This is a genomic window from Halapricum salinum, assembly GCF_004799665.1.
Taxonomy (GTDB): Archaea; Halobacteriota; Halobacteria; order Halobacteriales; family Haloarculaceae; genus Halapricum; species Halapricum salinum.
On sequence record NZ_CP031310.1, the window covers coordinates 1,340,870 to 1,363,312 of the forward strand.

General features: G+C 63.8%; 23 protein-coding genes. 8 read left to right on the forward strand and 15 right to left on the reverse strand.

Annotation, left to right across the window (positions count from 1 at the left end):
• The first annotated feature begins 7 nt into the window (after positions 1-7).
• On the forward strand, positions 8-865 hold the full coding sequence (locus DV733_RS06765) for a ZIP family metal transporter (RefSeq protein WP_049995478.1): 858 nt from the start codon (positions 8-10) through the stop codon (positions 863-865).
• Positions 866-1,480: 615 nt separating this feature from the next.
• Here DV733_RS06765 and DV733_RS06770 read toward each other — a convergent pair.
• The gene (locus DV733_RS06770) at positions 1,481-1,954 is read right to left on the reverse strand and encodes a DUF7384 family protein (protein WP_049995477.1); all 474 of its coding nucleotides are present in this window, start codon (positions 1,952-1,954) and stop codon (positions 1,481-1,483) included.
• A gap of 165 nt (positions 1,955-2,119) precedes the next feature.
• Here DV733_RS06770 and thiD point away from each other — a divergent pair, with 165 nt between their 5' ends.
• Genes thiD through DV733_RS06785 form a run of 3 tightly spaced genes read left to right on the forward strand, consistent with a single transcriptional unit; the run spans position 2,120 to position 4,441 of the window.
• Complete coding sequence (thiD, locus tag DV733_RS06775) at positions 2,120-3,427, forward strand: bifunctional hydroxymethylpyrimidine kinase/phosphomethylpyrimidine kinase (RefSeq protein WP_049995476.1); 1,308 nt, start codon at positions 2,120-2,122, stop codon at positions 3,425-3,427.
• A gap of 59 nt (positions 3,428-3,486) precedes the next feature.
• Positions 3,487-3,849 carry a hypothetical protein gene (locus DV733_RS06780; protein WP_049995475.1) on the forward strand — a complete coding sequence of 121 codons (363 nt, stop codon included), beginning with the start codon at positions 3,487-3,489 and terminating at the stop codon, positions 3,847-3,849.
• 49 nt (positions 3,850-3,898) lie between these two features.
• Entirely contained in the window at positions 3,899-4,441 is a 543-nt protein-coding gene (locus DV733_RS06785; RefSeq protein ID WP_049995474.1) for a metalloprotease family protein, read from the forward strand.
• 4 nt (positions 4,442-4,445) lie between these two features.
• On the opposite strand, the gene DV733_RS06790 is transcribed toward DV733_RS06785, so the two are convergent.
• From DV733_RS06790 to DV733_RS17510, 3 genes are all read right to left on the reverse strand, one after another.
• Positions 4,446-4,886 (reverse strand): low molecular weight phosphatase family protein, encoded by a 441-nt coding sequence (locus DV733_RS06790; protein ID WP_049995473.1) that lies wholly within the window; start codon positions 4,884-4,886, stop codon positions 4,446-4,448.
• A 161-nt stretch (positions 4,887-5,047) separates the two neighbouring features.
• Positions 5,048-5,956, reverse strand: a complete 909-nt coding sequence (locus DV733_RS06795) for a hypothetical protein (RefSeq protein ID WP_237560537.1) — start codon at positions 5,954-5,956, stop codon at positions 5,048-5,050.
• A gap of 54 nt (positions 5,957-6,010) precedes the next feature.
• The gene (locus tag DV733_RS17510; RefSeq protein WP_237560536.1) at positions 6,011-7,333 is read right to left on the reverse strand and encodes an eCIS core domain-containing protein; all 1,323 of its coding nucleotides are present in this window, start codon (positions 7,331-7,333) and stop codon (positions 6,011-6,013) included.
• Between the two features lie 273 nt (positions 7,334-7,606).
• On the opposite strand from DV733_RS17510, the gene mutS reads away from it, so the two are divergent.
• Positions 7,607-10,387: a DNA mismatch repair protein MutS gene (gene mutS, locus DV733_RS06805; RefSeq protein ID WP_049995470.1), complete on the forward strand. Its 2,781-nt coding sequence runs from the start codon at positions 7,607-7,609 to the stop codon at positions 10,385-10,387.
• 86 nt (positions 10,388-10,473) lie between these two features.
• Here the strand turns inward: mutS and DV733_RS06810 are convergent, their stop codons facing one another.
• The gene (locus DV733_RS06810) at positions 10,474-11,721 is read right to left on the reverse strand and encodes a hypothetical protein (RefSeq protein WP_049995469.1); all 1,248 of its coding nucleotides are present in this window, start codon (positions 11,719-11,721) and stop codon (positions 10,474-10,476) included.
• A gap of 216 nt (positions 11,722-11,937) precedes the next feature.
• Here DV733_RS06810 and DV733_RS06815 point away from each other — a divergent pair, with 216 nt between their 5' ends.
• Positions 11,938-12,372 carry a hypothetical protein gene (locus tag DV733_RS06815; protein WP_136342298.1) on the forward strand — a complete coding sequence of 145 codons (435 nt, stop codon included), beginning with the start codon at positions 11,938-11,940 and terminating at the stop codon, positions 12,370-12,372.
• A 50-nt stretch (positions 12,373-12,422) separates the two neighbouring features.
• Here the strand turns inward: DV733_RS06815 and DV733_RS06820 are convergent, their stop codons facing one another.
• The 3 genes from DV733_RS06820 to DV733_RS06830 form a co-directional block, all read right to left on the reverse strand.
• Positions 12,423-12,836 (reverse strand): hypothetical protein, encoded by a 414-nt coding sequence (locus tag DV733_RS06820; RefSeq protein WP_049995467.1) that lies wholly within the window; start codon positions 12,834-12,836, stop codon positions 12,423-12,425.
• A 127-nt stretch (positions 12,837-12,963) separates the two neighbouring features.
• A complete protein-coding gene (locus DV733_RS17445) occupies positions 12,964-13,818 on the reverse strand; it encodes a hypothetical protein (RefSeq protein ID WP_049995466.1) in 855 nt (284 codons plus the stop codon).
• Between the two features lie 127 nt (positions 13,819-13,945).
• The gene (locus tag DV733_RS06830; protein WP_049995465.1) at positions 13,946-14,482 is read right to left on the reverse strand and encodes a hypothetical protein; all 537 of its coding nucleotides are present in this window, start codon (positions 14,480-14,482) and stop codon (positions 13,946-13,948) included.
• Between the two features lie 96 nt (positions 14,483-14,578).
• On the opposite strand from DV733_RS06830, the gene DV733_RS06835 reads away from it, so the two are divergent.
• On the forward strand, positions 14,579-16,231 hold the full coding sequence (locus DV733_RS06835) for a histidine kinase N-terminal 7TM domain-containing protein (protein ID WP_049995464.1): 1,653 nt from the start codon (positions 14,579-14,581) through the stop codon (positions 16,229-16,231).
• 5 nt (positions 16,232-16,236) lie between these two features.
• Here the strand turns inward: DV733_RS06835 and DV733_RS06840 are convergent, their stop codons facing one another.
• Positions 16,237-16,992, reverse strand: coding sequence for a TrmB family transcriptional regulator (locus tag DV733_RS06840; RefSeq protein WP_049995463.1), 756 nt, complete (start codon positions 16,990-16,992; stop codon positions 16,237-16,239).
• A gap of 156 nt (positions 16,993-17,148) precedes the next feature.
• Here DV733_RS06840 and DV733_RS06845 point away from each other — a divergent pair, with 156 nt between their 5' ends.
• Positions 17,149-17,808, forward strand: coding sequence for a metallophosphoesterase family protein (locus DV733_RS06845; protein ID WP_049995462.1), 660 nt, complete (start codon positions 17,149-17,151; stop codon positions 17,806-17,808).
• Here DV733_RS06845 and DV733_RS06850 read toward each other — a convergent pair whose 3' ends face one another.
• The 6 genes from DV733_RS06850 to DV733_RS06875 all read right to left on the reverse strand — a co-directional run bounded on the left by DV733_RS06850 (position 17,809) and on the right by DV733_RS06875 (position 22,142).
• A complete protein-coding gene (locus DV733_RS06850; RefSeq protein ID WP_049995461.1) occupies positions 17,809-18,429 on the reverse strand; it encodes an HAD family hydrolase in 621 nt (206 codons plus the stop codon).
• Positions 18,426-18,845, reverse strand: a complete 420-nt coding sequence (locus tag DV733_RS06855) for an RNA-binding domain-containing protein (protein WP_049995460.1) — start codon at positions 18,843-18,845, stop codon at positions 18,426-18,428. Before DV733_RS06855 ends, DV733_RS06850 begins: the two co-directional genes overlap by 4 nt.
• Positions 18,842-19,411: an AAA family ATPase gene (locus DV733_RS06860; RefSeq protein WP_049995459.1), complete on the reverse strand. Its 570-nt coding sequence runs from the start codon at positions 19,409-19,411 to the stop codon at positions 18,842-18,844. The genes DV733_RS06855 and DV733_RS06860 overlap by 4 nt, the downstream gene beginning before the upstream one ends.
• A gap of 108 nt (positions 19,412-19,519) precedes the next feature.
• Entirely contained in the window at positions 19,520-20,098 is a 579-nt protein-coding gene (locus DV733_RS06865) for a hypothetical protein (protein WP_049995458.1), read from the reverse strand.
• A gap of 19 nt (positions 20,099-20,117) precedes the next feature.
• Complete coding sequence (locus DV733_RS06870; protein WP_136342300.1) at positions 20,118-21,065, reverse strand: hypothetical protein; 948 nt, start codon at positions 21,063-21,065, stop codon at positions 20,118-20,120.
• A gap of 234 nt (positions 21,066-21,299) precedes the next feature.
• Positions 21,300-22,142, reverse strand: a complete 843-nt coding sequence (locus tag DV733_RS06875; protein WP_049995457.1) for a polyprenyl synthetase family protein — start codon at positions 22,140-22,142, stop codon at positions 21,300-21,302.
• Positions 22,143-22,443 lie beyond the last annotated feature (301 nt).

Genomic DNA, 22,443 nt, shown 5'->3' on the forward strand with positions numbered 1-22,443 from the left:
ATTAATAATGGAGACTAACTCAGATACAAAGATTAACAAACTAGTCGACGGCGAGACGGTTCTGGGGATCGGGTCGGTCGTGGCGTTTCTGGTCGTCACGGCGCTTGGCGTCGTGGCTGAGGAGTGGAAACTGTTGTCGATTTCGTGGGTCGCGTTCGCGGCGATGGCAGGCGGTGCGGTACTGGGTGCGCGCACGCAGTCGCGTCATGCGACGCGGCTGGTCTGGGGCTACGGGCTGGCAAGCGGCGCGATGGTGACGAGCGCGGCGGTGTTTCTGGTCCCGCAGGCGATCGGCCAGCACGCCAAGATCGGTGGGTTCGGGATCGCCGCGGGCGTCCTGTTGGGGTACAACGCCCACACGATCGGGCACCGACTGACCCATCTGGATCTGCCGATGAACACGACCGCGGCCGCGCTGGCCGCCCACGCTCTCTCGGCGGGGTTGATCATCGGCGTCATCTACACCGCGATGCCCGAACTCGGCCTCCTGCTGGGGCTGGCGATCGTCTCGCACAAGGGACCCGCTGGGTACGCTGCGGCGCGACGCTCGAATCTGGCCGGCGAGTCCGCCCTGCCGATCCTGCTGCCCGCCGCTGGTGTGGGGCTGACCGCGATTCCGGTCGCGACGGTCGCGCTCCCGACGGGCGCGGCGTTCAACGCCGCCGTCTTCGGCTTCGCCGCCGGCGTGTTCCTCCACGTCGCGATGGACTTCCTGCCCGCGTGTGAAGTGGGCGGCGAGATCCAGGAAGTCGCCGGGATCGAGGAGCACTCGCACGGCCTGCTCGACCGACTCCGAACGCACGCGCTCGTCTCGACGTCGCTGGGCGGCCTGGTCGTCTTCGCCGCCTGGTATCTGATCGCCTAGGCGGCGTCTCTGGCTCGTTTTCGACTCATTTGCTAGGAAACTGAGTCGCTACCGCAGCTACTTCCTCGAAAGCCCTCACCTCGCTCGTTGGCAACTGGAACTACCGTAGCAACACACTCCTCGAAAGCCCTCACCACGATCACGGTCGCTCTGCCGGATATCCTCACTTCGTTCGGATAGTGCCGGTCAGAGCGACTACATGAACGCGATCGTGGTTCGCCCTTTCATCCACCAGGACCGCAACCGCATTGTTGTGGCCCCACTCCTCCCCGGTCGCTCGTCGTTCGACGAGCGACACGCTTCCTGATCGCTCCGCGGTGGCCGGGAGCGGCTTTCATGCCGCGACCCGGGGAAAGGCAGGCCTTCGGTCGCGGTGCTGTCCCCTGGCGGATTGAAAGGGCGAGACTCGCCTCGGGCCGAACGAAGTGAGGAGCGTCGCTGTGCAGGCTCTATCTGAGCGAAGCGAAGATATCCTGCACAGCGGCCCCGAGCGAGTCGAGGGCTTTCCTGAGTCGTTGGTGGCAGTGCTGTCTCTGTCTCCTAGCCAGCGAGTCGAGGGCTTTCCATGCTTGTTGCCGTTGCAATCACCGGTTCCTAGCCAGCGAGCAGAGAGTCCTAGCCACGGGGATCAGCGTCAGGCCCGGGATACGCCCCCTCCTCAACAACCAGATCGTAGACACTGGCCGGATCGAACAATCGAGCGAAGGCGTCGGGCGGCCGGATACTCAACGCAGCGTGCGGCTGCATCGACAGCCCCATCTTTGCCGACCCCAGACGCTCGTCGTAACTCAGCAGGTGGGCCGCCCCACCACGATAGGCCGTCGCCAGCCCGGGATGATCACCGTCTGGATGGTCGACGCGCTCGCACATCGCTTCGAGGCGCTCGCGATGGGTTGTGGCCACCTCCGGGTCAGCCAGGTCGGCCACCACGGCCTCGGTGTCGTCGAGCAGCGCCTCGCTCGCGAGCAGGGTCAGCCAGGAGTGCCGCCGGACGTGATCGAGCGCCGCGCGAGCGTCGCCACCGACCAGCAGGTCCGCCGCGAGCACGTCGGCGTCGGCGACGATCCGATCGGGAGAGGCCTCAGTCATCCCGACTCCGGTGAGCAGCGAGCGTCTCTCGAATGTCCGCGACGCTGGTCTCGTACTCGCTCGCCCGTTCGAAGAGGTCCGCCCAGGTGTGCATACCCGAGCTACGATTGCGGGACTCAAAAGTCCACCAGCACCGATTTGTACGAGACGCGAATACCCTCGCGCATGCCCAGACAGGACGCTCCCGTCTCGCCGCCGGCCGTGTTGACCATCGCCGGCAGCGACTCCGGTGGCGGCGCGGGAATCCAGGCCGACTGCAAGACGATCGAAGCCGGCGGTGCGTTCGCCACCAGCGCCATCACCAGCGTCACCGCCCAGAACACCCGCGGCGTCCGGGATTCGCACCACCTCCCCGTCGACCAGATCGAAGCCCAGATCGAGGCCGTCCTCGAGGACTTCGAGGTCGCGGCGGTCAAGACCGGCATGTTGGCCACCAGCGAGGTGGTCGAGACCATCGTCGGGTACGCCGATCGCCTCCCGAATCTCGTGGTCGACCCCGTGATGGTCGCCGCCTCGGGCGACCGGCTGCTCGAATCAGACGCAGAGAGCGCCTACGAAGACCTCATTGGCGAGGCGACGCTGGTCACGCCCAACGCCGACGAGGCCGCCGTCCTCACGGGAATCGACCCCGACAACGAGGGCGAGGCCCGCGAGGCGGGTCAGCGACTCGTCGAGATGGGTGCACAGGCCGCGCTCGTCAAGGGTGGACACGTCCCGAACCCGGAGGTCACGGACGTGCTCGTCACCGACGAAACCGTCGACATGCTTCGCCACCCCCGCGTCGACACCGACTCGACGCACGGCTCGGGCTGCACCCTTTCGAGTGCGATCGCCACCCAACTCGCCCACGGCGACGACCTCCACGCAGCAGTCGAATCGGGCGTCGACCTCCTCTCGCGTGCAGTGCGGTACAACCTCGACGTCGGCGACGGCCCGGGTGCAGTCCACCACGCAGTCGAGGTACGCGACCGGGCCGCCCGCGACGGCACGGCCGAGGCAGTCGAGGGCGTCGTCGCGGCGCTGGTCGACCGCGAGGTCGATCCGATCGTCGACGAGGCGGGGCTGGCCATCGTCGGCGCGACCCCCTACGCCGAGCACGAGCACGAGATCGCCGCCGTCGAGGGCCGCGTCGCGAAGACGCTCTCGGGACTGCGTCCGAACCGGGGCGTCCGATTCGGATCATCGAGTCGGACGGCAGAGATGCTGCTGGACGCTCGCGAACCCCGGCCGGATCTATCCTTCGCCTGCCGGTGCCGTCACGGTTCGCGGGTCGCCGAGGCGCTCGACGAGCTCGAATGGAGTGTCGTCAGGCTCGGCCACGACGCCGACCTCGCGCGGGTCGAGGACGCCTTCGACCCCGACACCGTGGCGCTGGTCGACCGCCGGACGAACTCAACGGTACTGTTCGCCAGCGAGGCCCCGACCCTTCGCGAACGGGTCGTCACGCTCGCCGAGACAGTCGATCCCCAGTGAGACTGCCGGTAGAGCGAAAATCAACGCTGTCATACTCCCTCAAGACGTAGTCCCAGGCAGTGCCCACCGTCGCCTATCGCTGTTCGAGTTGTCTCGATCACACCCTCACTCGGTCGTTCGACGTCTCGCACATCTCGATCAAGTGCCCGAACTGCGGGGAGTTCGCCCGGTTCGTCCACGAGGGCGTCCTCGAGCAGTACGAGGCCTTCGAGGAGTCGCCGCCCGAGGATCTCGACTGGGAGCGACTCGGCCGGATGGAGAAGTTCCTCGTCTGCGAAAAGATCGTCCGGCAAGGCAAGACGATCGAGGATTTCGAGGTGGAAGTTCACGCCGACGAGGAATCCGACGACGAGCCCACTTCTGGCGACCAACCCACGCCCGACGAGCAATCTCACGACGACGAATCCACGCCCGACGAGTAGCCCTCGCCAGCACCGACTTTCTTCTCTCTCGGGCTCGCAGACCCGATCGATGGGGCTCACGCGTCGCTATCTGTTGCCGCTGGTACTCGCGCCCGGGGTCGCCGTCCACGAACTCGCACACTATCTGGCCTGTCGCCTGCTCGGCATCCGGGTCCGCGAGGTCGTCCTCTTTCGCTTCGGCGACCCCGTGGGCTACGTCGACCACGACGTCCCGCGGGCCTACTGGCGACGCATCGTCGTCACGATCGCCCCACTCGTGGTCAACACTGCTGTCGCCGTCGCCGCGTTCTGGGCGAGCGCTCGCGTCGCCGTTCCACTTGCACTCGTGGCGACCTACCTCGGCGTCGTCACCCTGCGCAACTCGATCCCGAGTTCGATCGACGCCCGCGCACTCTTTCCGCACTCCCGACTCGGCTACCTCCACCCGCTGTTCGTCCTGACGCTGCCGCTGATCGCGATCCTCCTGCTCGCGAACCGACTGCGAGCCTACGGGTTCTCGGTCGCTTACACCGGTGCAGTCTCGGGTGTGCTACTGCTCTCGTTCCACACCGACGCACTGTCACTGACGGAGCTGTTCGCGGGCCTGATCTGAACAGTCACGACGAGACGCTTCGCTCGGCCAGCTCGGCTTCAATCTCGTCGAACAGCGCCCCGACGCGTCCTTCGATGTCGTCGCGGATCGCCCGAACGGCGTCCAGATCCTGGCCGTCCGGGTCGTCGAGCGCCCAGTCGCGGACGTCCGTCTCGGCATCGAGCGTGAGCGTCGAACAACCCATCGTCGCGACGTAATCACAGGACTCCAGTTCCGCGTCGCTGATCTCTTTCGGGACGCGATCGGAGAGGTCGAAGTCCAACTCGGACATGATCTCGACGACTTCCTCGTGGACGTGCTCGGCAGGGTGAGTCCCGCCAGTGAGGATTTCGACATCGTCTTCGAGGCCACGCTCGGCGCGCTCGCGCTCGGCGAAAGCCGTGGACATCTGCGAGCGACCGGCGTTCTGGACGCACATGAACGCGACGCGGATCGTTTCGGACATTGGTCTCGCTACTCGGAGGTCGCATATGTCGATTTCGGTCGCTTCGAGACTCTATACCGCTATTGAGTGCTATATTCGGGCGCGCTTCAGGGGGCTGCAACGCCACGAGAGCGCGTTCGGGGACAGGCCCTCACTCGGTTTTCCATCAGTGGAGGGGAAACTCACGCGAATGCTCGTTCTTCCTCGGGGTCGATGTAGTTCGGATACATCTCCAGTTTGCGGTACTGTTCGGCGGCCTCGTAGCGGCCGAATCCGAGGACCTGAAACGGTTCAGGTGGCTCCAATCCCATCCTGACAAAGCAATCGCGAATCTGGCAGGCCAGATTGTGATTCAGGTAGTCTTGGAACTCCGAGAGTGTGCCGGCTTCCATCGGTGGTAATTCGAGAAGCGTGTCCGGTTCGCGAGCGTACGCATCCTCAGCTGGCTCGCCGATATGCTCGTGACCGGCCTCGTCCACGTGGGCCATGTACAACGAGGAAACGCCATCGACTGACAGACCCTCGGTGAGCGTGGCGTCATCGTCAGCGGCGAGTACTCCGAGATCCTCGGTGAAGGCACGCCAACTGTCGATGTCGTCGGTCGCTTCGGACTCGTTGACGGACTCGCCAGTCAGGTCGAGTCCGTACCTTGCTGCTAGATCCTGAGCCCCGTCGCTGTAGGCAGTGTCGAGCGAGTCGAATCCGAGATAGACGTGCTGGCGATACAACACGCTGTCCGGACCGGCGATATCCTCAGGTAGATCGAGGACGCGACCGGCATTGCCCTGGTGGCTGGCGATCTGTTGGTGGAGATCGCCGAACAGCCTCTCGAACTCGTCGTCGCTCATCGCGGCGATGGCTTCGCGGACGGCGTTGATCCGCTCGGGGTGAATCTCCGGCGGGACCGTGTCGTAGCCGCGTTCGAGGTAGACGTAGTACTGGGCGAACTTGCGGGCCTGTTCGTTGTACTCGTTTTCCGCCGGTGTGCGATTTCGGGGTTTGTCCGCGTAGGCCTCGCATTGGTGATAAACTATCTCGTTAGAATCCTTCTCGATTGTTATTTCATGGGAAGCCCCATTGTTGTCAATCACATCGACACCGATTCCCTCGTCATTTTCGCCAGGAATTGTTGCCTTCATTGAGGATCACCGAACCCCGTCTATGTCTTCGCCACCATGCCCAGATCCACCAAATCGTTCGTCGATTTTCTTGTCGATGTAGTCGGTAATGGAGTCTTTGATCCCGCCGAGTTTCTCGGCACCGACCTCGGCAACGTCGGTGAGTTTCTCTTTGCCAGGCTGGTAGACCGAGCCGTACATCGTTTTGGCGACGTCACCGGCTGCGCCGCCGGCGAGCGCACCCATGACGGGATTCTGGGTCACGAGTCCGACGCCCAGTCCGACCGCACCGCCGACGACGCCTTTCCCGGTCGCCTCTCCGACTTTGTCGACCATCCCGCGCTGCTGGTCTTCGATGTGGCTCATGATCTGGCGCTGATTCTCGACGAGTGTCCCGACCGTTTCCGAGAGGTCTCCATCGCTCAGTTCCTGGAATTGTGATTCTTCGCCGTCGTTGCTTACCCCAGGCAACTTGTCTTTGACCGACGAGATCGCGCCTTTGACCGAACGCTGGACGTGGACTTCCGAATCACTCATCCGCTGAATGCCCAACTCGCCACCCTCCATGACGCGCTGAGCCGTCTCCTCGGCTTCACGTTCCAGCGCCGGATCTGGATCGATCTCCAAGCCCACATCCTCCTGCGGCAACATCGACACCGCCCCGCCAGTCTGCTGTCGCACGTGCGCCAATTCATGAGCAAGCACGTGCTGGCCTTCCGCACTCTCTGGATCGTACTCACCCGAGTTGAACGCGACATGGTTCCCCACAGTAAAGGCCCGCGCGTTGATCTCGTCACACGCACTCGCGGCCTGCGGCCCGGTATGAATCCGCACGTCACCGAGCGAGTCGCCCATCCGGTCTTCCATCGCGCGCTGAATGCTCGCGTCCAGTGACTGTCCCGAGGAAGAGATCACGTCCCGAACACTCTCGGGGACGCCAGTCTCGCCGGCAGGTCCCATCCGCTGGACGGCGTTCTCGCTGCGCTGTTCGGAGTGTTTGTTCCGCCGTTCGATGTCGTAGGGGATCTCGTCAGACCGCTCGACCTGACGTTCCTGAAACGCCTCCATGTCCGGCGGAATGCCCATCGTCTCGACTTTCATGCCCTCGTCGATCCACTGTTTGACCTGGTGGGTGCCGTCGCGCTGTTCGAGGCGCTGCAGGCGTGCCCGCGTCTCCCCGTTAGGCACTTCCACGCCTAACCGCTCGCCCATCGCCTCGCGCGAGCGGTCGGGCTTCCACCTCGACGATCGCCGCCGTGGCTGCTCGCTCGTTCGATTCTCCCGCGAGGACCCCCGCCCTCGCTTGGATTCTGTGTCGGCTTCAGACCGCCGACGTGACCCAGACCCCATGTGTCTCACCTCCGCTTTCTCCACCACCCGATATAAAGGTTCTCCAAAGAGTAGATTTAAATCCGAATAGTAGAGGAAACAATTCCATCCGACGAACCTCACGGGGGTGGTGGGGAATCATGGCTTACCAAGATACGCAAGCGAATCTTCGACTTCGATCTGAAGGCAGACCGTGACATGCTCGTCGGCTGATTCGACGCGGGGTTTCCCGGGCCGGAAGCCACGCACCTCGGAGACGGAGACTTTTAATCGATACCGGCCACACCCCATTGTATGACCGAGGCGACGGGCATCGTCGGGGAGTTTCTCGCCCTCAAAGACGAGACCGACGCGGACGTGCTGACGATGCAGTGTGGGGACTTCTACGAATTCTTCGCGGACGACGCCGAACTCGTCGCCGAGGAACTCGATCTGCAGGTGAGCCAGAAGTCCTCCCATGGCTCCTCTTATCCGATGGCCGGCGTGCCCGTCGACGACCTGACGCCCTACCTCAAGGCGCTGGTCGAGCGCGGCTATCGCGTCGCCGTCGCCGACCAGTACGAGACCGACGACGGCCACGCCCGCGAGATTACCCGCGTCGTCTCACCCGGAACGCTGCTGGAAACCACTGATGCCGACGCGCGCTATCTGGCGACGATCGTCGCGGGAACCGAGCGATACGGGCTGGCCTTCGCGGACGTGACGACCGGCCAGTTCCACGTGACGACCGTCGACAGCGCCGACGATCTGCTGACCACGCTCTACCGCTTCGCGCCCGTCGAGATCCTGCCCGGGCCCGAGGTGCGAAACGACGACGGCCTGCTCGAACGGCTGCGCGAGCGGACCGACGCCACGCTGACGCTCCATACGAGCGAGGCCTTCGCTCCCGGCCGGGCGCGCCACCGCGTCCGCGAACAGTTCGGTGACGGCGCACTCGAGAGCGTAGGCGTCGACGCCGACGTGGCTGTCCAGGCCGCCGGCGCAGTCCTGAGCTACGTCGAGGACACGGGCCAAGGCGTGCTGGCGTCGATCACGCGCTTGCAGGCCCACGGCGGCGGCGACCACGTCGAACTCGACGCGACCACCCAGCGAAATCTCGAACTCACCGAGACCATGCAAGGTGAGACGGCGGGCTCGCTGTTCGAGACGATCGACCACACCGTCACCAGTTCCGGCGGACGCCTGCTCAAGTCCTGGCTCCAGCGACCGCGCCGGGATCGGGCCGAACTAGAACGCCGCCAGCAGGCCGTGGCCGCCCTCGCCGAGGCTGCGATGGCCCGCGACCGACTGCAAGAGGTACTCGGCGACGCCTACGACCTCGAGCGACTGGCGAGCAAGGCCGCCTCGGGCAGTGCCGACGCTCGGGATCTGGTGGCCGCTCGCGAGACCCTTGGACTCCTTCCCGAAGTCAGATCGATCGTCGACGAGACCGACCGCCTCGCCGAGTCGCCGCTCGCACGCGTGCTCGAACGAGCCGACCCCGACCGCGCTGCTGCACTCTACGAGACGCTCGAAGAGGCACTGGTCGCGGATCCGCCGGGGACGATCACGCAGGGCGAGATCATCCGCGAGGGGTTCGACGACGAACTGGACGAGGTGATCGAGCGCCACGACGAGATCAACGACTGGCTCGACAGCCTCGCCGATCGCGAGAAGCGCCAGCACGGCCTCAGCCACGTCTCCGTCGACCGGAACAAGACCGACGGCTACTACATCCAGGTCGGCAAGAGCGTCGCCGATCAGGTTCCCGATCACTACGAGGGAATCAAATCGCTGAAGAACTCCGAGCGGTTCACGATCCCCGAGCTCGAGGAGAAAGAGCGCGAGATCCTGCGGATCGAAGAACAGCGCCACGACCTCGAACGCGAACTCTTCGAGGCGATCCGCGCCGAGGTCGCCAGCCACGCCGAGCTGTTGCAGGATGTCGGCCGTGCACTCGCGGAAGTGGACGTCTACGCGAGTCTCGCGACCCACGCCGTCCGCGCGGACTGGACCCGGCCAGAACTCACAGAAGAGAACGAACTCGTCGTCGAGGCGGGCCGCCACCCCGTCGTCGAGCAGACGACCGAGTTCGTCCCCAACGACCTGCAGATGGGTAGGGCGGCTTCGCCGCCGAACCAGGAGCGTGCCAGTGGGCACGCGGATCGCGAGCGCCAGTTCCTGATCGTCACCGGCCCGAACATGAGCGGCAAATCGACGTACATGCGCCAGGCCGCCCTCATCACGCTGCTGTCCCAGGTGGGCAGTTTCGTGCCGGCCCGGGCTGCCAGCGTGGGACTGGTCGACGGGATCTTCACTCGCGTGGGCGCGCTGGACGAACTCGCCCAGGGGCGCTCGACGTTCATGGTCGAGATGCAAGAGCTCTCGAATATTCTGCACTCCGCCAGCGAAGATTCGCTGGTCATTCTGGACGAAGTGGGGCGGGGGACGGCGACGTTCGACGGGATCTCGATCGCCTGGGCGGCGACGGAGTACATCGCGAACGAAATTGGGTGTCGAACCCTCTTCGCGACCCACTACCACGAACTGACCGAACTCGGCGCGGAACTCTCGACCGTGGAGAACGTCCACGTGGCGGTCGACGGCGAGCCACGCTCGCCGTCTGCCAGCGGGACAGAGTCCCGCCCTGCCGACGAGCGTGACGGCGACGTGACCTTCCTTCGCACAGTGCGCGAAGGGCCAGCAGACCGCTCCTACGGCGTCCACGTCGCCGACCTCGCGGGCGTGCCCGAACCCGTTGTCGAGCGCTCGCGCGACGTGCTCGACCGGCTGCGCAACGACGAGGCGATCGACGTCCGCGGTGGCGACAGCGGCGGGACGACCCAGGCCGTCTTCGATCTCAGCTCGGGACAATTCCAGAGCAGTGCGGACACAGCGAGTGGAGACGCTGCGACGGCAGACGGCGGAGCGGTCGGGCCTGCGGACGCCGCCGAGACGCGCGACGCAATCGCCGAGCAGTTCGGCGAGGATGCCGACACGGTACTCGAAGCGCTCGCGGAGTTGGACGTCGACGAGACGCCACCCGTCGAACTGATGGCCAAAGTCCAGCAGTGGCAAGAAAAGCTACAGGAGTGACTCACCGATCGATATCCCGAGAAGGCTCACTATCAGCCATTGCGACGAGAAGTACTTAAACGGGAGACGGTCTCGGCCGAGAATCGCTATCGGCCGCGAGCCAGCGGTTCACAGAGCGCCCACTCGTCGGCCGCGGGATCGAGATTCGACGGCTCGCTCCCGCGTTCGGTGAGGATCCCCGCGTGATAGAGCATGGCCTTCAACTGGAAGACCGTCGGTGAGTGGTACGCAGCACCCGACTGGAGGATTTCGGGCCGCAGCTCGCCGTCTGCGGTGAGTGCCCGTTGGCGGACATCGTCGTCCCCGCGGAGAAACAACTCGACGGTGAACGTCGGGTGCTGTGCGTGCAGCCACTGGACGAGGTCGACCAGCGACGGGGCGGGAAGGCCGTCGTCGTGCATCGTCTGTAGTTCCGTCACGAGCAACTCCGTCGCCGGATAGTCGAAGACGACCTGGCGGGTGAGCTGGCCCCAGCGCGGCGCGACGTCGAGAAAGCGCTTGGGGGAACCTTGCCACTGCTCGAACGCGGCGAGGGCAGCCGAAACCGAGGGGTACTCCCGGAGCGCGAACCGGACGACTTCCTGGCCGAGCGAGGTGAGACAGTAGCCCGCGCCGCGTTCGTCGACCAGCCCGAGGAACGACGCCCCGCGGAACGCACCCTCGACCGCGCTGACGACGTGTTCGTCGATCAGCGTCCGGGCGTCACGGTCGTGATAGACGGCCAGTGGGACGGCGAGGTAGTTCTTCGGATGATTGAGACTGAAATTCTGGTCGGCGACGCCCTGGGCGCTGGCCTGAAATCGGATCGCCGTCGCCTCGTCGGCGGTTCGATTGCCGACGATCCGCGGGCGTTCGAGCACCTCGATGTTCCCGTGGTCAGTGACCCCGAGGACGCCGACGTTGAGCTGGCGGGCCAGCGTCCGGTCGGTCGCCGTGATCGCCGTTTCGGGGGCGCTCACGAACGCGACGTTGGCCTCGTGGAGCCGGTCGTAGGCCTGGACGATGCCGCGTTCGACGTCGACGGTCCCGCCGACGTGGCCCTTGGCTTCGATCGCGACCAGCGGCGGCTCCTCGCCGAGGCGGTCGACTGCTAGATAGTCAGAATCGAGTCGTCGGACGCCCACGAGGTCGGGATAGCCCGAGCCGACCCGGACGTGGTTGAACGGCGCGAGTCGCGATTTGACCGCGGACGCGATGGGCTGGTCGTCGACCCACCGATCCTGGGCGAACTGCGTGTCGGCGACGACGTAGCTGTCGGCGTCGTCCTCGGGAAAGAGCTGTGCTTTCGTCTGTGCCAGCACGTGCGGTTCGGTCAGCGACGCCGCAGCGGCCATGGCCCGGCTTCGATCGGCCGCTCCAAGAGTGTTCTGCCGGGAGCCGTTGCTCGACGAGTGGCTCCCTGAGAAGGCTCACTATCAGCCATTGCGACGAGAAGCACTTAAAGAGAGCGTAGGTCTCCGAAACAGATCGTACCCGGGTACACTAGAGATGGGAAGTGATTAGATCCCGAGACGGTCAAATATTAATATCAGTCTCCAGAACGGACGGCTATGAGTGTAGAAACGCCAGTTTCTGGGGCGGACGAATCGTGGACGAGACCGCGCCTCGCGAGCGGAGTAGGCACGGTTGGTGTAATCATCGGGGCGTTCCTGCCGTGGATTTCGGTGTCGTTCATCGCGACCCGGACGGTAAACGGAATCGACGCCGACGGCGTGATCACACTGCTCGTCGCGCTCGTCGTCGGTGCGGCAGTCGTCTGGAAGTGGTCCAGAGCGACCCAGGTCCTCTCGGCGATCGGCGGACTGATCACTGGCGGGCTCGGACTGATGTACATCACCGATCCACTGGCCGGTGTCGAGTTCAGCTCGACCGCCGAAGAGGCGTTCGCCGAACAGGTTGCCTCACCGGAGATCGGCCTGTACGTCACTGCACTCGGGGGAGCACTGCTCCTGATCGGCGGCATACTGGGAGTACTCTCGGAATAGACTCGACACCTGCCAGAGCCGCGAAGTCGCCATCACGGAAGATAAAGAACTCAGTTGCGGCGCAGGTCGTCGGCCGACGGGCCCGCCAGCTCGTCGGCTTCGACCCAGTTTTCTTCGGGTAGCACGAGCTGGGCGAGGACGTCTGCGGTCTCGCGTGCGCCTGCCTCACGGCGGAATGGGCCAACGTTTCCAAGCGACGGCCCGACAGACTGGCTCACTTCTGTCGTCGGATAGGTGTCGTCGCCGACGATCGCTTCGATGGCCCGCTGGAGGCGTTCGCGGACTTCGGCGTGAGCCGGCGGGGCGAGTTCGGCACCGGCCGGCAGCAGGTCGTAGATCACGGTGTACCCTCTGTCGACGTGCTCGACGGCGAGGTACGGGCGGCGCTCGCGCTGGGCCGTTCGATACGCCTCGTCACGAGCCGCCTCGTCCTCGTACAGCGGGACCGACGCAGTATCTGACACACCGTCGTGTACTATCCTGGCTCCTATCAACGTTTCCCGGCCACAGCCACGGCTCGCGAAGACTGGCTCCCTGAGAAGGCTCACTATCAGCCATTGCGACGAGAAGTACTTAAAGAGAGAGTCAGCGCTAGCGTCGGTTGCCCTGGTTCTGGTCCTGCTGTTGGTGTCCGCCAGGACCGCGCTGTTGTTGGCCGGCGTGGCCCTGCTGGCCAGTGTGGCCCTGTTGCTGGCCAGTGTGGCCCTGTTGCTGGCCGGCGTGGCCCTGCTGGGGTGGATTGCCTCCCTGTGGGGGCTGCTGTTGTGGCGGTTGCTGCTGTCGGGGACTCCGTCGCTGGTAGCCGCCCCCGGTGCTAGATCCAGCGGTCGTCAGTGCGCCGCCGACTGCGCCGAGAACGAGCGGATAGGCAACGCCAGCGAGAATGATTGCCGTCGCCATATTGACGCCCATCGAGATCGACGCAGTTTGATCAAACTGAGAGATCTCCGCCGACTTGTTGAACAGGAACGCCCCAATAGCTGCGAGAGGCAGATACCCCGCAATTACCGTCGCTCCAGCCTTTGCTGCTTCGCCAGCATCACCCTGATGATTGATACTCTGCGCCACGATGTACCCCGCCCCAAGGAGTGCAACAACCGGAATCAAGTACCAGATCGCTTCTGGAATACCCAGGTCCGCTGTTTCGGAAAGTATATTTCCTGAGTTCGATTGAGAGACGCCACCACCTTCGACTGAGTACTCGAACTCCACGAATTGCGTGCTGTAAAACACCCAGCCGACGACATCGGTCGTCCCAATGTCCATTCCTGGAATATCCCCTGACGCCTGAGTGATGGTTTCGACATCCATACTGTCTTCCATCTCCACGAACACGTACGTCAGAATATACCCGACCACGTACGCGGCCGCGCCGAGTGCTGCCCCTCTCGCGAGCGGGAGTCGATCTGCCAGTCCGCCACCTGCTCTCTGTTGTCGTCTGGACATCGAGTGTGAATATATAGCAATCCGACAAAAGAGTATCGGCGGGATTCTCAGTGACTGAACTGTGGCCTATCAGGTGGCGCTTTGGCGTGCCAGTGCAGCAGAATGTTACAGATCACGAGGGGATGAGTCAGTCGCGCTCGAACAACTCGGGATTCTCCAGGGCGAACTCGACCCCCTCACGGAAGCCGGCCCGGAACCACGCCCGGCGGCGGTCGTCGACGTCCTCGCTGGCGTCGACGTCGACGCTCATCGTCTCCTCGACCGCCTGCTTGGCGGCCGATTGCGCGTCCGAAGACGAGTCTGGGGCCGTCTCGACGCCCGCGCCGGGTTCGATGTCCTCGACATCCGGCACCTCGACCTCCGCGTCCTCGTCCTCTTCGTCGTCCGCACTGTCGGCTTCGTCGTCGCCGCCGTCCTCGGCCCACTGTTCGAGGCTGCCGTACTCGTCTTTCAGGTCGGCGAAGGTCGCGTCGCCGTCGGCCGGGCCGAGGAACTGATCGAGGACCTGTTTGTAGAACATCTTGACGTGCTGGCCTTCCTCGGCGAGCCGGTCGAGGTCGACTGGCCACTCCTCGGCGATCGTCTCGGCGGCGTCTGCCTGCTGGTCGGTCTTGAAGTTCGTCGCGACGATCTCGGCGTCGTCGGGATACGCATCGAGCGTCATCTGTCTCGGTCGTGGACCCGAACCACTATCAAATGCGTGGGCGTCCCCATCTGGTTGGGTTGACTGTATTTATACTCTGAGTACGTCCTCTGGATTGTGGCCACGTATTCGAGCCTCGTGTACGTTTCTGCGTTCGGATTGACTGCGCTGGCCTGTTTCGCCAGTCTCGTCCGGGCGCGTCAGATCGAGGACCGAGAGACGCGTCTCGGCCTGGTGGGCCTGCTGATCGGCAGTGGTGCCTGGGCCAGCGCACACGTCGCCGTCCTGCTCCTCCCGGGATTCGAGTTGAAGAACGCGGCCTACCTCGTGGGACTGGTCTTCGGCTTCGGGACCGTCTGGGCCTGGCTGTACTTCTGTTCGGCCTACACCGGCCGATCCTACCACCGAGATCGGACCTTCCGTCTGGGTGGCCTCGCGGTGTACCTGCTGGTCGTCCTCGTGAAGCTCACCAATCCGCTGCATCACGGCTACTACACGGCCAGCATGACCAGCGAGGGGTTCACCCACCTGGTGATCGACCACGGGGTTGTCCACTGGGGAGTCACCGGCCTCTCCTACGCGCTGGCGTCGATCGGCCTGTTCATGCTGTTCGAGCAGTTCACCGAGTCGGACTACGACACCCGGATCGTCGGTGCGCTCGCGGGATTGACTGCGATCCCCGTCGTGCTCGATCTGGCGGCCTACACCCTTCCGGAGTTGATCAACATCATCCACGCTCCCTTCGGCGTCGCCGCCTTTGCCATCGGGACGCTGTTTCTCTACCAGGAACGGTTTCTGGCCGTTCACTTCACGACCGACATCGACGACGCGGTCGTCTTTCTGGACGACGACGATCGGATCCGCGACTTCAACGCCGCTGCCGAAACGATCGTTCCGGGGTTGGCCGACGCCCGCGGCGAGCCGGTCACGGCCGTCGAGCCGCTGGCCGACGCCCACGGGGCCGAACGTACGGTACTTGACTTCCGGATCGACGGCTCGCTCAGGCACTACCTCGTGACCGAGAACGACTTCTCGCTCGGCGGGACCGGCCACGGGCGAATGATCGTTCTGACGGACGTGACCCGGATCGAGCGCCAGCGGCGCGAACTGGAGCGGCACAACGAACAACTCGAAGACCTCGCCGTCGGGATCCGCCACGAACTGCGCAACACCCTCCAGATCGTCGCCGGGAACGTCGACGCCGCCGCGCGCTACGTCGAGCGCGAACCGGAGACGGCCCGTCGGGCGCTCTCGACGGCCGGCAACACGGCCGATCGGATGCGCGAGATCGTGGACGAACTCTCGATGTTCGCCGAGTACAGCCAGTCCGTCGAGGAGACGGCGTCGCTGCCGTTCCGCGAGACCGTCGAGATAGCCTGGCAACGGGCCGACGTCGAGGGGCCCGCCCTCCGTATCGAGGGTGACGGCGAGATCGACGCCAACGAGAGTCGCTTCGAGGAGTTGCTCGACCGCGCGTTCGCGTTCGCCGACGCGGTCGACGGCTCGACGGTCACGGTCGAACTGGGCGAGAACGAATTCGTCGTCGAGACCGACGGCCAGCGCCCGGCCGCGACCAGCGCGGAGACGTTCTTCGAGTTCGAGGAGTCAGTCCCGACTGCCGAGGCCGGGATGGCACTGCCGAGTTTCCGAACGCTCGCCCGTGCACACGGCTGGAACCCGACGTTCGACGCCGACTACGACGACGGCGTTCGGATCGTCGTCGAAGGTGTCGGGACGCGTCTCCGAGGAGCAGTCACAGCTGGAGACTGACGCGGTCACGCCGTCGCGAACAGCTCACAGGCCAGCGAGACCAGCACCATCGCGAACGATGTTTCGGCGCTCCAGAAGGCGATCTCTTCCTCGTCGGCGACGTCGTAGGACTGGACGCTCATCAGGATCGTGTCGTCGTCGACCACGAGCAACCGGGCCGTGCTGGCGTCGGGGAAGTGGTCCTCGGACTGGTAGACGGTCTCGATCGGTGCGTCGTCGTCGATTCGGTCGAGCACGGCGCGGTTCTCACTGGCGACCGTCACTGCCAGCCCCGACTCGGCGGCCGCAATCAGTGCTGCCAGCAAATCGTCTTCCAGTAGCCCGGGGTCGGGCGCACCGTAGATGATCCGCTCGTCGGCCTCGCCGAGGAGCTCGATCGCCCGATCGCAGACGTAGTCATGTCCGCGGACCGTCCAGAGCGCTTCGCTCTGTTCGTTGTCCTCTCCGACAGTCCCCCTCACATCTGCGAGATACGCGAAGGCGTCACGACCGACCGATTCCAGTTGTTCGAGCAGCCGCGTCTCGGCCTCCGCGGGCGAGACGGGGCGATAGACGGTCGGGCGAGTCTGCTGAACGTCCAGCAGGCCGCTCTCTTCGAGACCTTCGGCCGCGCCGTAGACCTGCGAGCGCGGCACGTCGGTGATCTCGGCGACGTCGCTGGCGGTCCCGGTCCCGAGTTTTTGCAACGCCACGAACACCCGTGCTTCGTAGGTCTTCAGTCCGAGGCGCGTGAGCGCGTCGACGACACCGTCCTCGTCCATCAGCGCCGTTCCCCCTCCGGCGGCTCGATTCTCAGATTCATCTGTTGTGAGGGTACTACTTACACGACCGGCAAAAGTCGTGCGGTCTTCGAACGGCGTCCTCACGACGAGAAAGAAGCGAACAACTCTAAGTCGCTTCCGGCCAGAGATGGGGGCATGCAACTCGGGGTCATCTCTGACGTGCACGCGAACATCGTCGCTCTCGACGCCGTCCTCTCGGATATGCCCGACGTCGACCTCGTCGTCTGCGCCGGTGACGTGGTCGGGTACAACCCCTGGCCGGGCGAGTGTGTCGATCGGATCCGCGAGAGTTCTATCCCGACGATCATGGGCAACCACGACCGCGCGGTCGTCACCGGCGAGTATCCGGGCTTCAACGACATGGCCGTCGCAGGCGTCGAGCACGCACTCGACCGCCTCAGCGACGACCAGATCGAGTGGCTCGCGACGCTCGAACCCGAACAACGGCTGGTCGACGACCGGGTGCAGATAGTCCACGGCCACCCCGACGACCCGGACCACTACACCCGCCCCGAGGAGTTCGGGCCCGAGCTGCTGGAGGACGAAGAGCTGTTGATCATGGGCCACACGCACGTCCAGCACCACGAGATCTACGACGAGGGGATGGTCGTCAACCCCGGGAGTGTGGGCCAGCCCCGCGATCGGGACCACCGCGCAGCCTATACCCTTGTGGACCTCGAAGAGTGGACAGTCGACGAACGCCGCGTCGAGTACGACACCGACGCCGTCATCCACGAGGTCGTCGACGCGAAACTCCCCCAGCAGATCGGCTTCCGGCTGACCCAGGGTAGATAATCAGACCATCGCCCGCAGCGTCGCCCAGAACTCCGGTTTTTCCTCACTGTCCTCGGCGTGGACCGGGACGAATCCCGCGGCACGTGCGCCTTCGACGTCTGCCTCGTAGTCGTCGCCGACCATGACGTACTGCTCGGCGTCGAGCCGGGAGCGGAGGGACTCGAACGGCGCGGCGTCGGGCTTGTGCGCGCCGGCCCCGTAGGAGGTGACGACGGTCTCGAAGTGCGAGAGGAGATCGTGATGTTCGAGTTTGGCCCGCTGCCAGTCGCCGACCCCGTTGGTGATCACCGCCAGCCGGTTCGACTCGCCGAGTGCGCGCAGGCTCTCGTGAGTGCCGTCAGGAACCGCAGTCGCGGCCTGTTCGACAGCCAGGAGCGCCTCGGCCAGGGCCTCGGGGTCGCCGTCGAGGTCACCAGCGTCGAGCGCAGCGGCCATCCCGCGCCGGACGGGATCGGGTTCGAGCGCCTCGAACGCGGCGAAGAAGGCCTCGTCGTAGGCCGACAGCAGGTCGTCCGAAACGTGCCCGAGTTCGGTTTCGAAGGCCTCGGTCAGAATCTCGCCATACGAGCGCTCGAAGCGCAACAGCGTCCCGTCGCAGTCGAAACAGATGGCCGTCGTCATGATTCGGGGTCGACCGGGCGGCCCTCGTCGGTCGGCGGCGCGACGTGATCGATGTAGGTCTCGACGTCCGGTTCTTCGACGCGCACCCGGACGTGGATCTCGCCCAGTTCGGAGGGGTCGCCGACGGCGAAGTTGACCACGCCCTGGAAGGCCGCCTGCTTCTTCAGGTCGAACGAGAAGGTACTCCCCCGCAGATTCTCGAAGAACTGGCCACGGGCCGTATCGAGGATCTCCTGGCGGTGCAACAACTCGGAGAAGTGCGAGAGATCGTGGACCTCGCCGGTGAGTTCGCCGTGGGTGTGCTCGGGGTCGGCACCGGGGAAGACGTTGGTGATGGCGTCGGCGACCCGGTCGGCGACCTCGGTGTCGTGGACGGGGGCGGTGATCTGGACGTCGACGCTGTAGATCGTGCTCATGACTCGCCCTCGACAGCCGCGACGCCGTCGGTCAAGAGGATCTGGACGCGCTCGCGGAACGACTCCAGCGAGTCGGTGTTCTCGATCGTCACGTCGGCTCGGTCCATCGCCTCGCCCATGCCGAAGCCGAGTTCGCGTTCGTCCCGGTCTTCGAGGCTCTCCCCGCCCTCGTCGACACTCGCATCGCGACCCCGGAGGTCCAGCCGCTCGGCCCGGGTCTCGAAGGGGGCCTCGATACTCACCAGTTCGAAATCCTCGCCGAATGCCTCACGGAAGGCGTCGACCTCGACGTCCGAGCGGATGCCGTCGACGACCACGGTCTCGCTCCCTTCGAGTTCCTCGCGGATGATCGGCAGCGAGCGTTCTGCGATAGCTCCGGGACCGTTCTCCTCGCGGAGGCCTTTGGCGACCTCGCCGTGGTGGGTCGCGGGGTCGAGCCCGCGGTCGCGACACTCCTGGCGGATGACGTCGCCCATCGTCACGACGGGGACGTCGAGTTCGCGAGCGACCTCGGCGGCCTCGCCCTTACCGCTGCCGGCCAGCCCGACGGTTCCGATGACTCTCATTGGGCCGATTTTGGCGACAGCGGGAAGTAAGGATTGCGACCTCTAGCTCGGAGAATCCTCGAATGGTCCGAGTGAGGTTGACAAAGTGCTGCTGTTCGGATCGGCGGTTTATTTGGTCTCTTCCGGCCGACTCGTCGTTTCCAACGCTTCAAAATTGGCGTCTAGTGTCATTTCAGTCGGCCGCTTCGTATCGTTTAGCAGTCGCCAGAGGATGAACCGATAATCGAGCCTGTATTCCGGATCGTCCGGATGTCCACGCCCACCTTCGATCACCTGTGTCGGCTTCAAGTCGAAGTGAATCGTTTGATTTTCAATAGTGTAGTCGCTGAATCCCCCCAATCCGTATCGATATGGAAGCGCACCGACGAAGATAGTGAGAAACAACTCGGTGTCTATATTCCCCTGGATCCGTCGGAGACTCATCTCCTCGCCCCGGAGGTGATCCCACCGAATATTGGTATCCATCCACTCCGGATCGGTCACGAGCCAGCCGTCAGCGGCAGGTGCAGCCTCTAGGGTCGGTTGGTCTTCGAGGTACGGATGACCTGACCTCGTACTCAGGTCGGTCTGTACTCGGATCTTCCGACCATCGAGGATGTTTCTGATGGCTGAACAACCCGAGAGAGCGGCGAGAGACGTCGCTGCGGTCCCGATGACAGCCCGTCTGTTCATTTGTTCGATATTCATAGTGTGATAGTATATTGGTCTAAAAGTCGTTCTTTATGTACGTTTCTCCATCATCCATTTCATATTCATCAGCATACGTCTCAGCACGCCACGAATCCGTAGAATTACTGATTGTAACCGAGACATCCCCTCCAGATGAAAAGCTCATTGATTCTATCTTTGCGCTGTCCCATAGCGCAATATAATCGATGTACACTCTTCGCGTAAACTCGGTGCCAGAGATTGGTTCAAGAGGGACATTCAGATGCGAACCAAACCGTCCAATTGTCATGTCTGAATGCGCTGCAGCATCGTACTCAGCACAGCGGTGACCGAACGACATGGAGTCGACAGAATTACTAGCTGATGCATACTTCCCATACTCAATATCTCTGCCCCATGTATATTGATCTGGATCGATACTGATCAGTGCCAAATCAAGCGGCCTGCTAACCGAAGACGTCCACGGATCTTTCAGTGACCAGGAAAAGTCAATTCGGGGGGGATGCCAACGGTAACGCGTGTCATAATATCCCTCAGTGTAGGTCAATTCTAACCTTGCGTCATCTTTATCCATCCACTGTATCCCTACGTCGGAGGTATCCTGACGCTCGTCAATTGGCTTCAGGCGATTGACCGTAGCCACTGGCTCTTCGGATGAATTCAGCGTTCGGACGTTCATTTCATCGGGATGAGAGACGCGAACACTACTGTCCATATAAGTGAATTTTGGCCCTCGTTTCGCGAGTTCTGATCTCCACCGGTCTGTACTCCACCCTTTGCGTTTCCGTTTCCGAAGGAGGGCTTTGTAGGCTCCCGCTGGTAATCCACTACTACGATCACCACCTTTGTGTGGAGCAGTTTTCCGTTGTTTTCCGGTAGAGCCTGAAACAGACTCAATACCACCAAGCGTACTAAATCCCGAAACGGCGAGACCAGTTGATTTCAAGAACCATCGGCGACTTTCCCCAGGGTACTTTCCACCCATAGTCCGACAATTAGCCCAATGTATATATACATTCCTATATTTCCTGAATTTTGGCAAAAAGCTATTGAATGTTAATATAGTGATGGTAAATAGAAATGGGCTGTTGAGAGAACCGGTTGCTATGGATCCGGAGAATCATCCTCCCGTAAAACAACTACACTTCGTGTCTCGCTACCACTCACGAACTGCGTTCGCGGTTCCTACCGTCACTGCTCGCTCTATTCGAGGCACTCACTATCTCTCCCGTACGACCACGAACTTCGCCAGATCCTCCAGATACTCCAGTGCAGCCTCGTCGGCGACGTCTATCGTCGACAGCGCTTCCAGCGCGGCGTCGGACTCCTCGCGAGCACGCTCGTTGGCCTCCTCGGGCGTGAGGTCGGTCACCTCGACCAGCGAGGGCCGTTCCATCGCGGCGTCCTGGCCCGCCGGCTTGCCCAGGGTTTCGGGGTCGGCGGTCGCGTCTAGCACGTCGTCGCGCATCTGGAAGGCGACGCCCACTCGCTCGGCGTAGTCGCCGACGGCCTCGATCGTGTAGGCGTCGGCGTCGGCGGCAATCGCGCCCAGTTCCGCGGCCGCCCTGAAGAGCGCACCCGTCTTCCGCCGAGCGAGCGTCATGTACTCCTCTTCGGAAGCGGGCTGCTCGACCAGTTCGGAGGCCTCGCCCTCGCCGAGTTCGACCATCGCTTCGGCGACGACCTGCATGGCGCGTTCGTCGCTCGAAAAGAGGGCGAACGCCTCACCCAGGAGGCCGTCGCTGGCGATGATCGCGGGGCCGTGGCCAAAGGCCGCCCAGGCGCTCTCGGAACCGCGGCGGAGGTCGGACTCGTCGATGATGTCGTCGATCACCAGCGAGGCGTTGTGAACCAGCTCGATCCCGACCGCGAAGTCGACGGCGTCCTCGGGCTCGCCGCCCAGTGCCTCACAGACCAGGACGGTGACCGTGGGACGGACGCGTTTGCCGCCAGCGAGGACGACGCTGTCGATCTGTTCGCGCAGGGCGTCGGGTTCGACGGCGTCGACTGCCGCCTCTAATCGCTCGGCGACGAGCGACCGACGGCGCTCCAGATACTCCATCGAACCCGTCCTTCGAACTGGGTCGGCAAGTACGTGACGGTCAGCAGTAGGAACGGAAAGAAAATCGGACGCGAGCGACGAGGCGCTGAGAGTGTTTCGAGAGAGTGCGGAGCGGTGGCCGCGCTGGCGGCTTGTCGCCAGCGTCCGGGGAAGGGCAGGCCTGCTGAGCGGTTGCGGTGCGGGAGCGGTGCGGTTAGTGTCCAGCATACGGCGACGCAGTCGCCGTTTTCCCGTCAGAGCTTCGCTCTGACGACGTTCACGTCGTTGCACTCCGTGAACCCCCGGAATCGCCCTGATAAGG

Excerpts from the sequence above, each read along its gene's own strand:
- DV733_RS06845 (WP_049995462.1), top strand. The coding sequence starts at position 17,149 with ATGCAACTCGGGGTCATCTCTGACGTGCACGCGAACATCGTCGCTCTC.
- DV733_RS06870 (WP_136342300.1), bottom strand. The coding sequence starts at position 21,065 with ATGGGTGGAAAGTACCCTGGGGAAAGTCGCCGATGGTTCTTGAAATCA.
- DV733_RS06850 (WP_049995461.1), bottom strand. The coding sequence starts at position 18,429 with ATGACGACGGCCATCTGTTTCGACTGCGACGGGACGCTGTTGCGCTTC.
- DV733_RS06815 (WP_136342298.1), top strand. The coding sequence starts at position 11,938 with ATGAGTGTAGAAACGCCAGTTTCTGGGGCGGACGAATCGTGGACGAGA.
- DV733_RS06790 (WP_049995473.1), bottom strand. The coding sequence starts at position 4,886 with ATGTCCGAAACGATCCGCGTCGCGTTCATGTGCGTCCAGAACGCCGGT.
- DV733_RS06765 (WP_049995478.1), top strand. The coding sequence starts at position 8 with ATGGAGACTAACTCAGATACAAAGATTAACAAACTAGTCGACGGCGAG.
- DV733_RS06865 (WP_049995458.1), bottom strand. The coding sequence starts at position 20,098 with ATGAATATCGAACAAATGAACAGACGGGCTGTCATCGGGACCGCAGCG.
- DV733_RS06770 (WP_049995477.1), bottom strand. The coding sequence starts at position 1,954 with ATGACTGAGGCCTCTCCCGATCGGATCGTCGCCGACGCCGACGTGCTC.
- DV733_RS06830 (WP_049995465.1), bottom strand. The coding sequence starts at position 14,482 with ATGACGCTCGATGCGTATCCCGACGACGCCGAGATCGTCGCGACGAAC.
- thiD (WP_049995476.1), top strand. The coding sequence starts at position 2,120 with ATGCCCAGACAGGACGCTCCCGTCTCGCCGCCGGCCGTGTTGACCATC.
- DV733_RS06840 (WP_049995463.1), bottom strand. The coding sequence starts at position 16,992 with ATGGACGAGGACGGTGTCGTCGACGCGCTCACGCGCCTCGGACTGAAG.
- DV733_RS06860 (WP_049995459.1), bottom strand. The coding sequence starts at position 19,411 with ATGAGAGTCATCGGAACCGTCGGGCTGGCCGGCAGCGGTAAGGGCGAG.
- DV733_RS06785 (WP_049995474.1), top strand. The coding sequence starts at position 3,899 with ATGGGGCTCACGCGTCGCTATCTGTTGCCGCTGGTACTCGCGCCCGGG.
- DV733_RS17445 (WP_049995466.1), bottom strand. The coding sequence starts at position 13,818 with ATGTCCAGACGACAACAGAGAGCAGGTGGCGGACTGGCAGATCGACTC.
- DV733_RS06855 (WP_049995460.1), bottom strand. The coding sequence starts at position 18,845 with ATGAGCACGATCTACAGCGTCGACGTCCAGATCACCGCCCCCGTCCAC.
- DV733_RS06875 (WP_049995457.1), bottom strand. The coding sequence starts at position 22,142 with ATGGAGTATCTGGAGCGCCGTCGGTCGCTCGTCGCCGAGCGATTAGAG.
- DV733_RS17510 (WP_237560536.1), bottom strand. The coding sequence starts at position 7,333 with ATGGGGTCTGGGTCACGTCGGCGGTCTGAAGCCGACACAGAATCCAAG.
- DV733_RS06810 (WP_049995469.1), bottom strand. The coding sequence starts at position 11,721 with ATGGCCGCTGCGGCGTCGCTGACCGAACCGCACGTGCTGGCACAGACG.
- mutS (WP_049995470.1), top strand. The coding sequence starts at position 7,607 with ATGACCGAGGCGACGGGCATCGTCGGGGAGTTTCTCGCCCTCAAAGAC.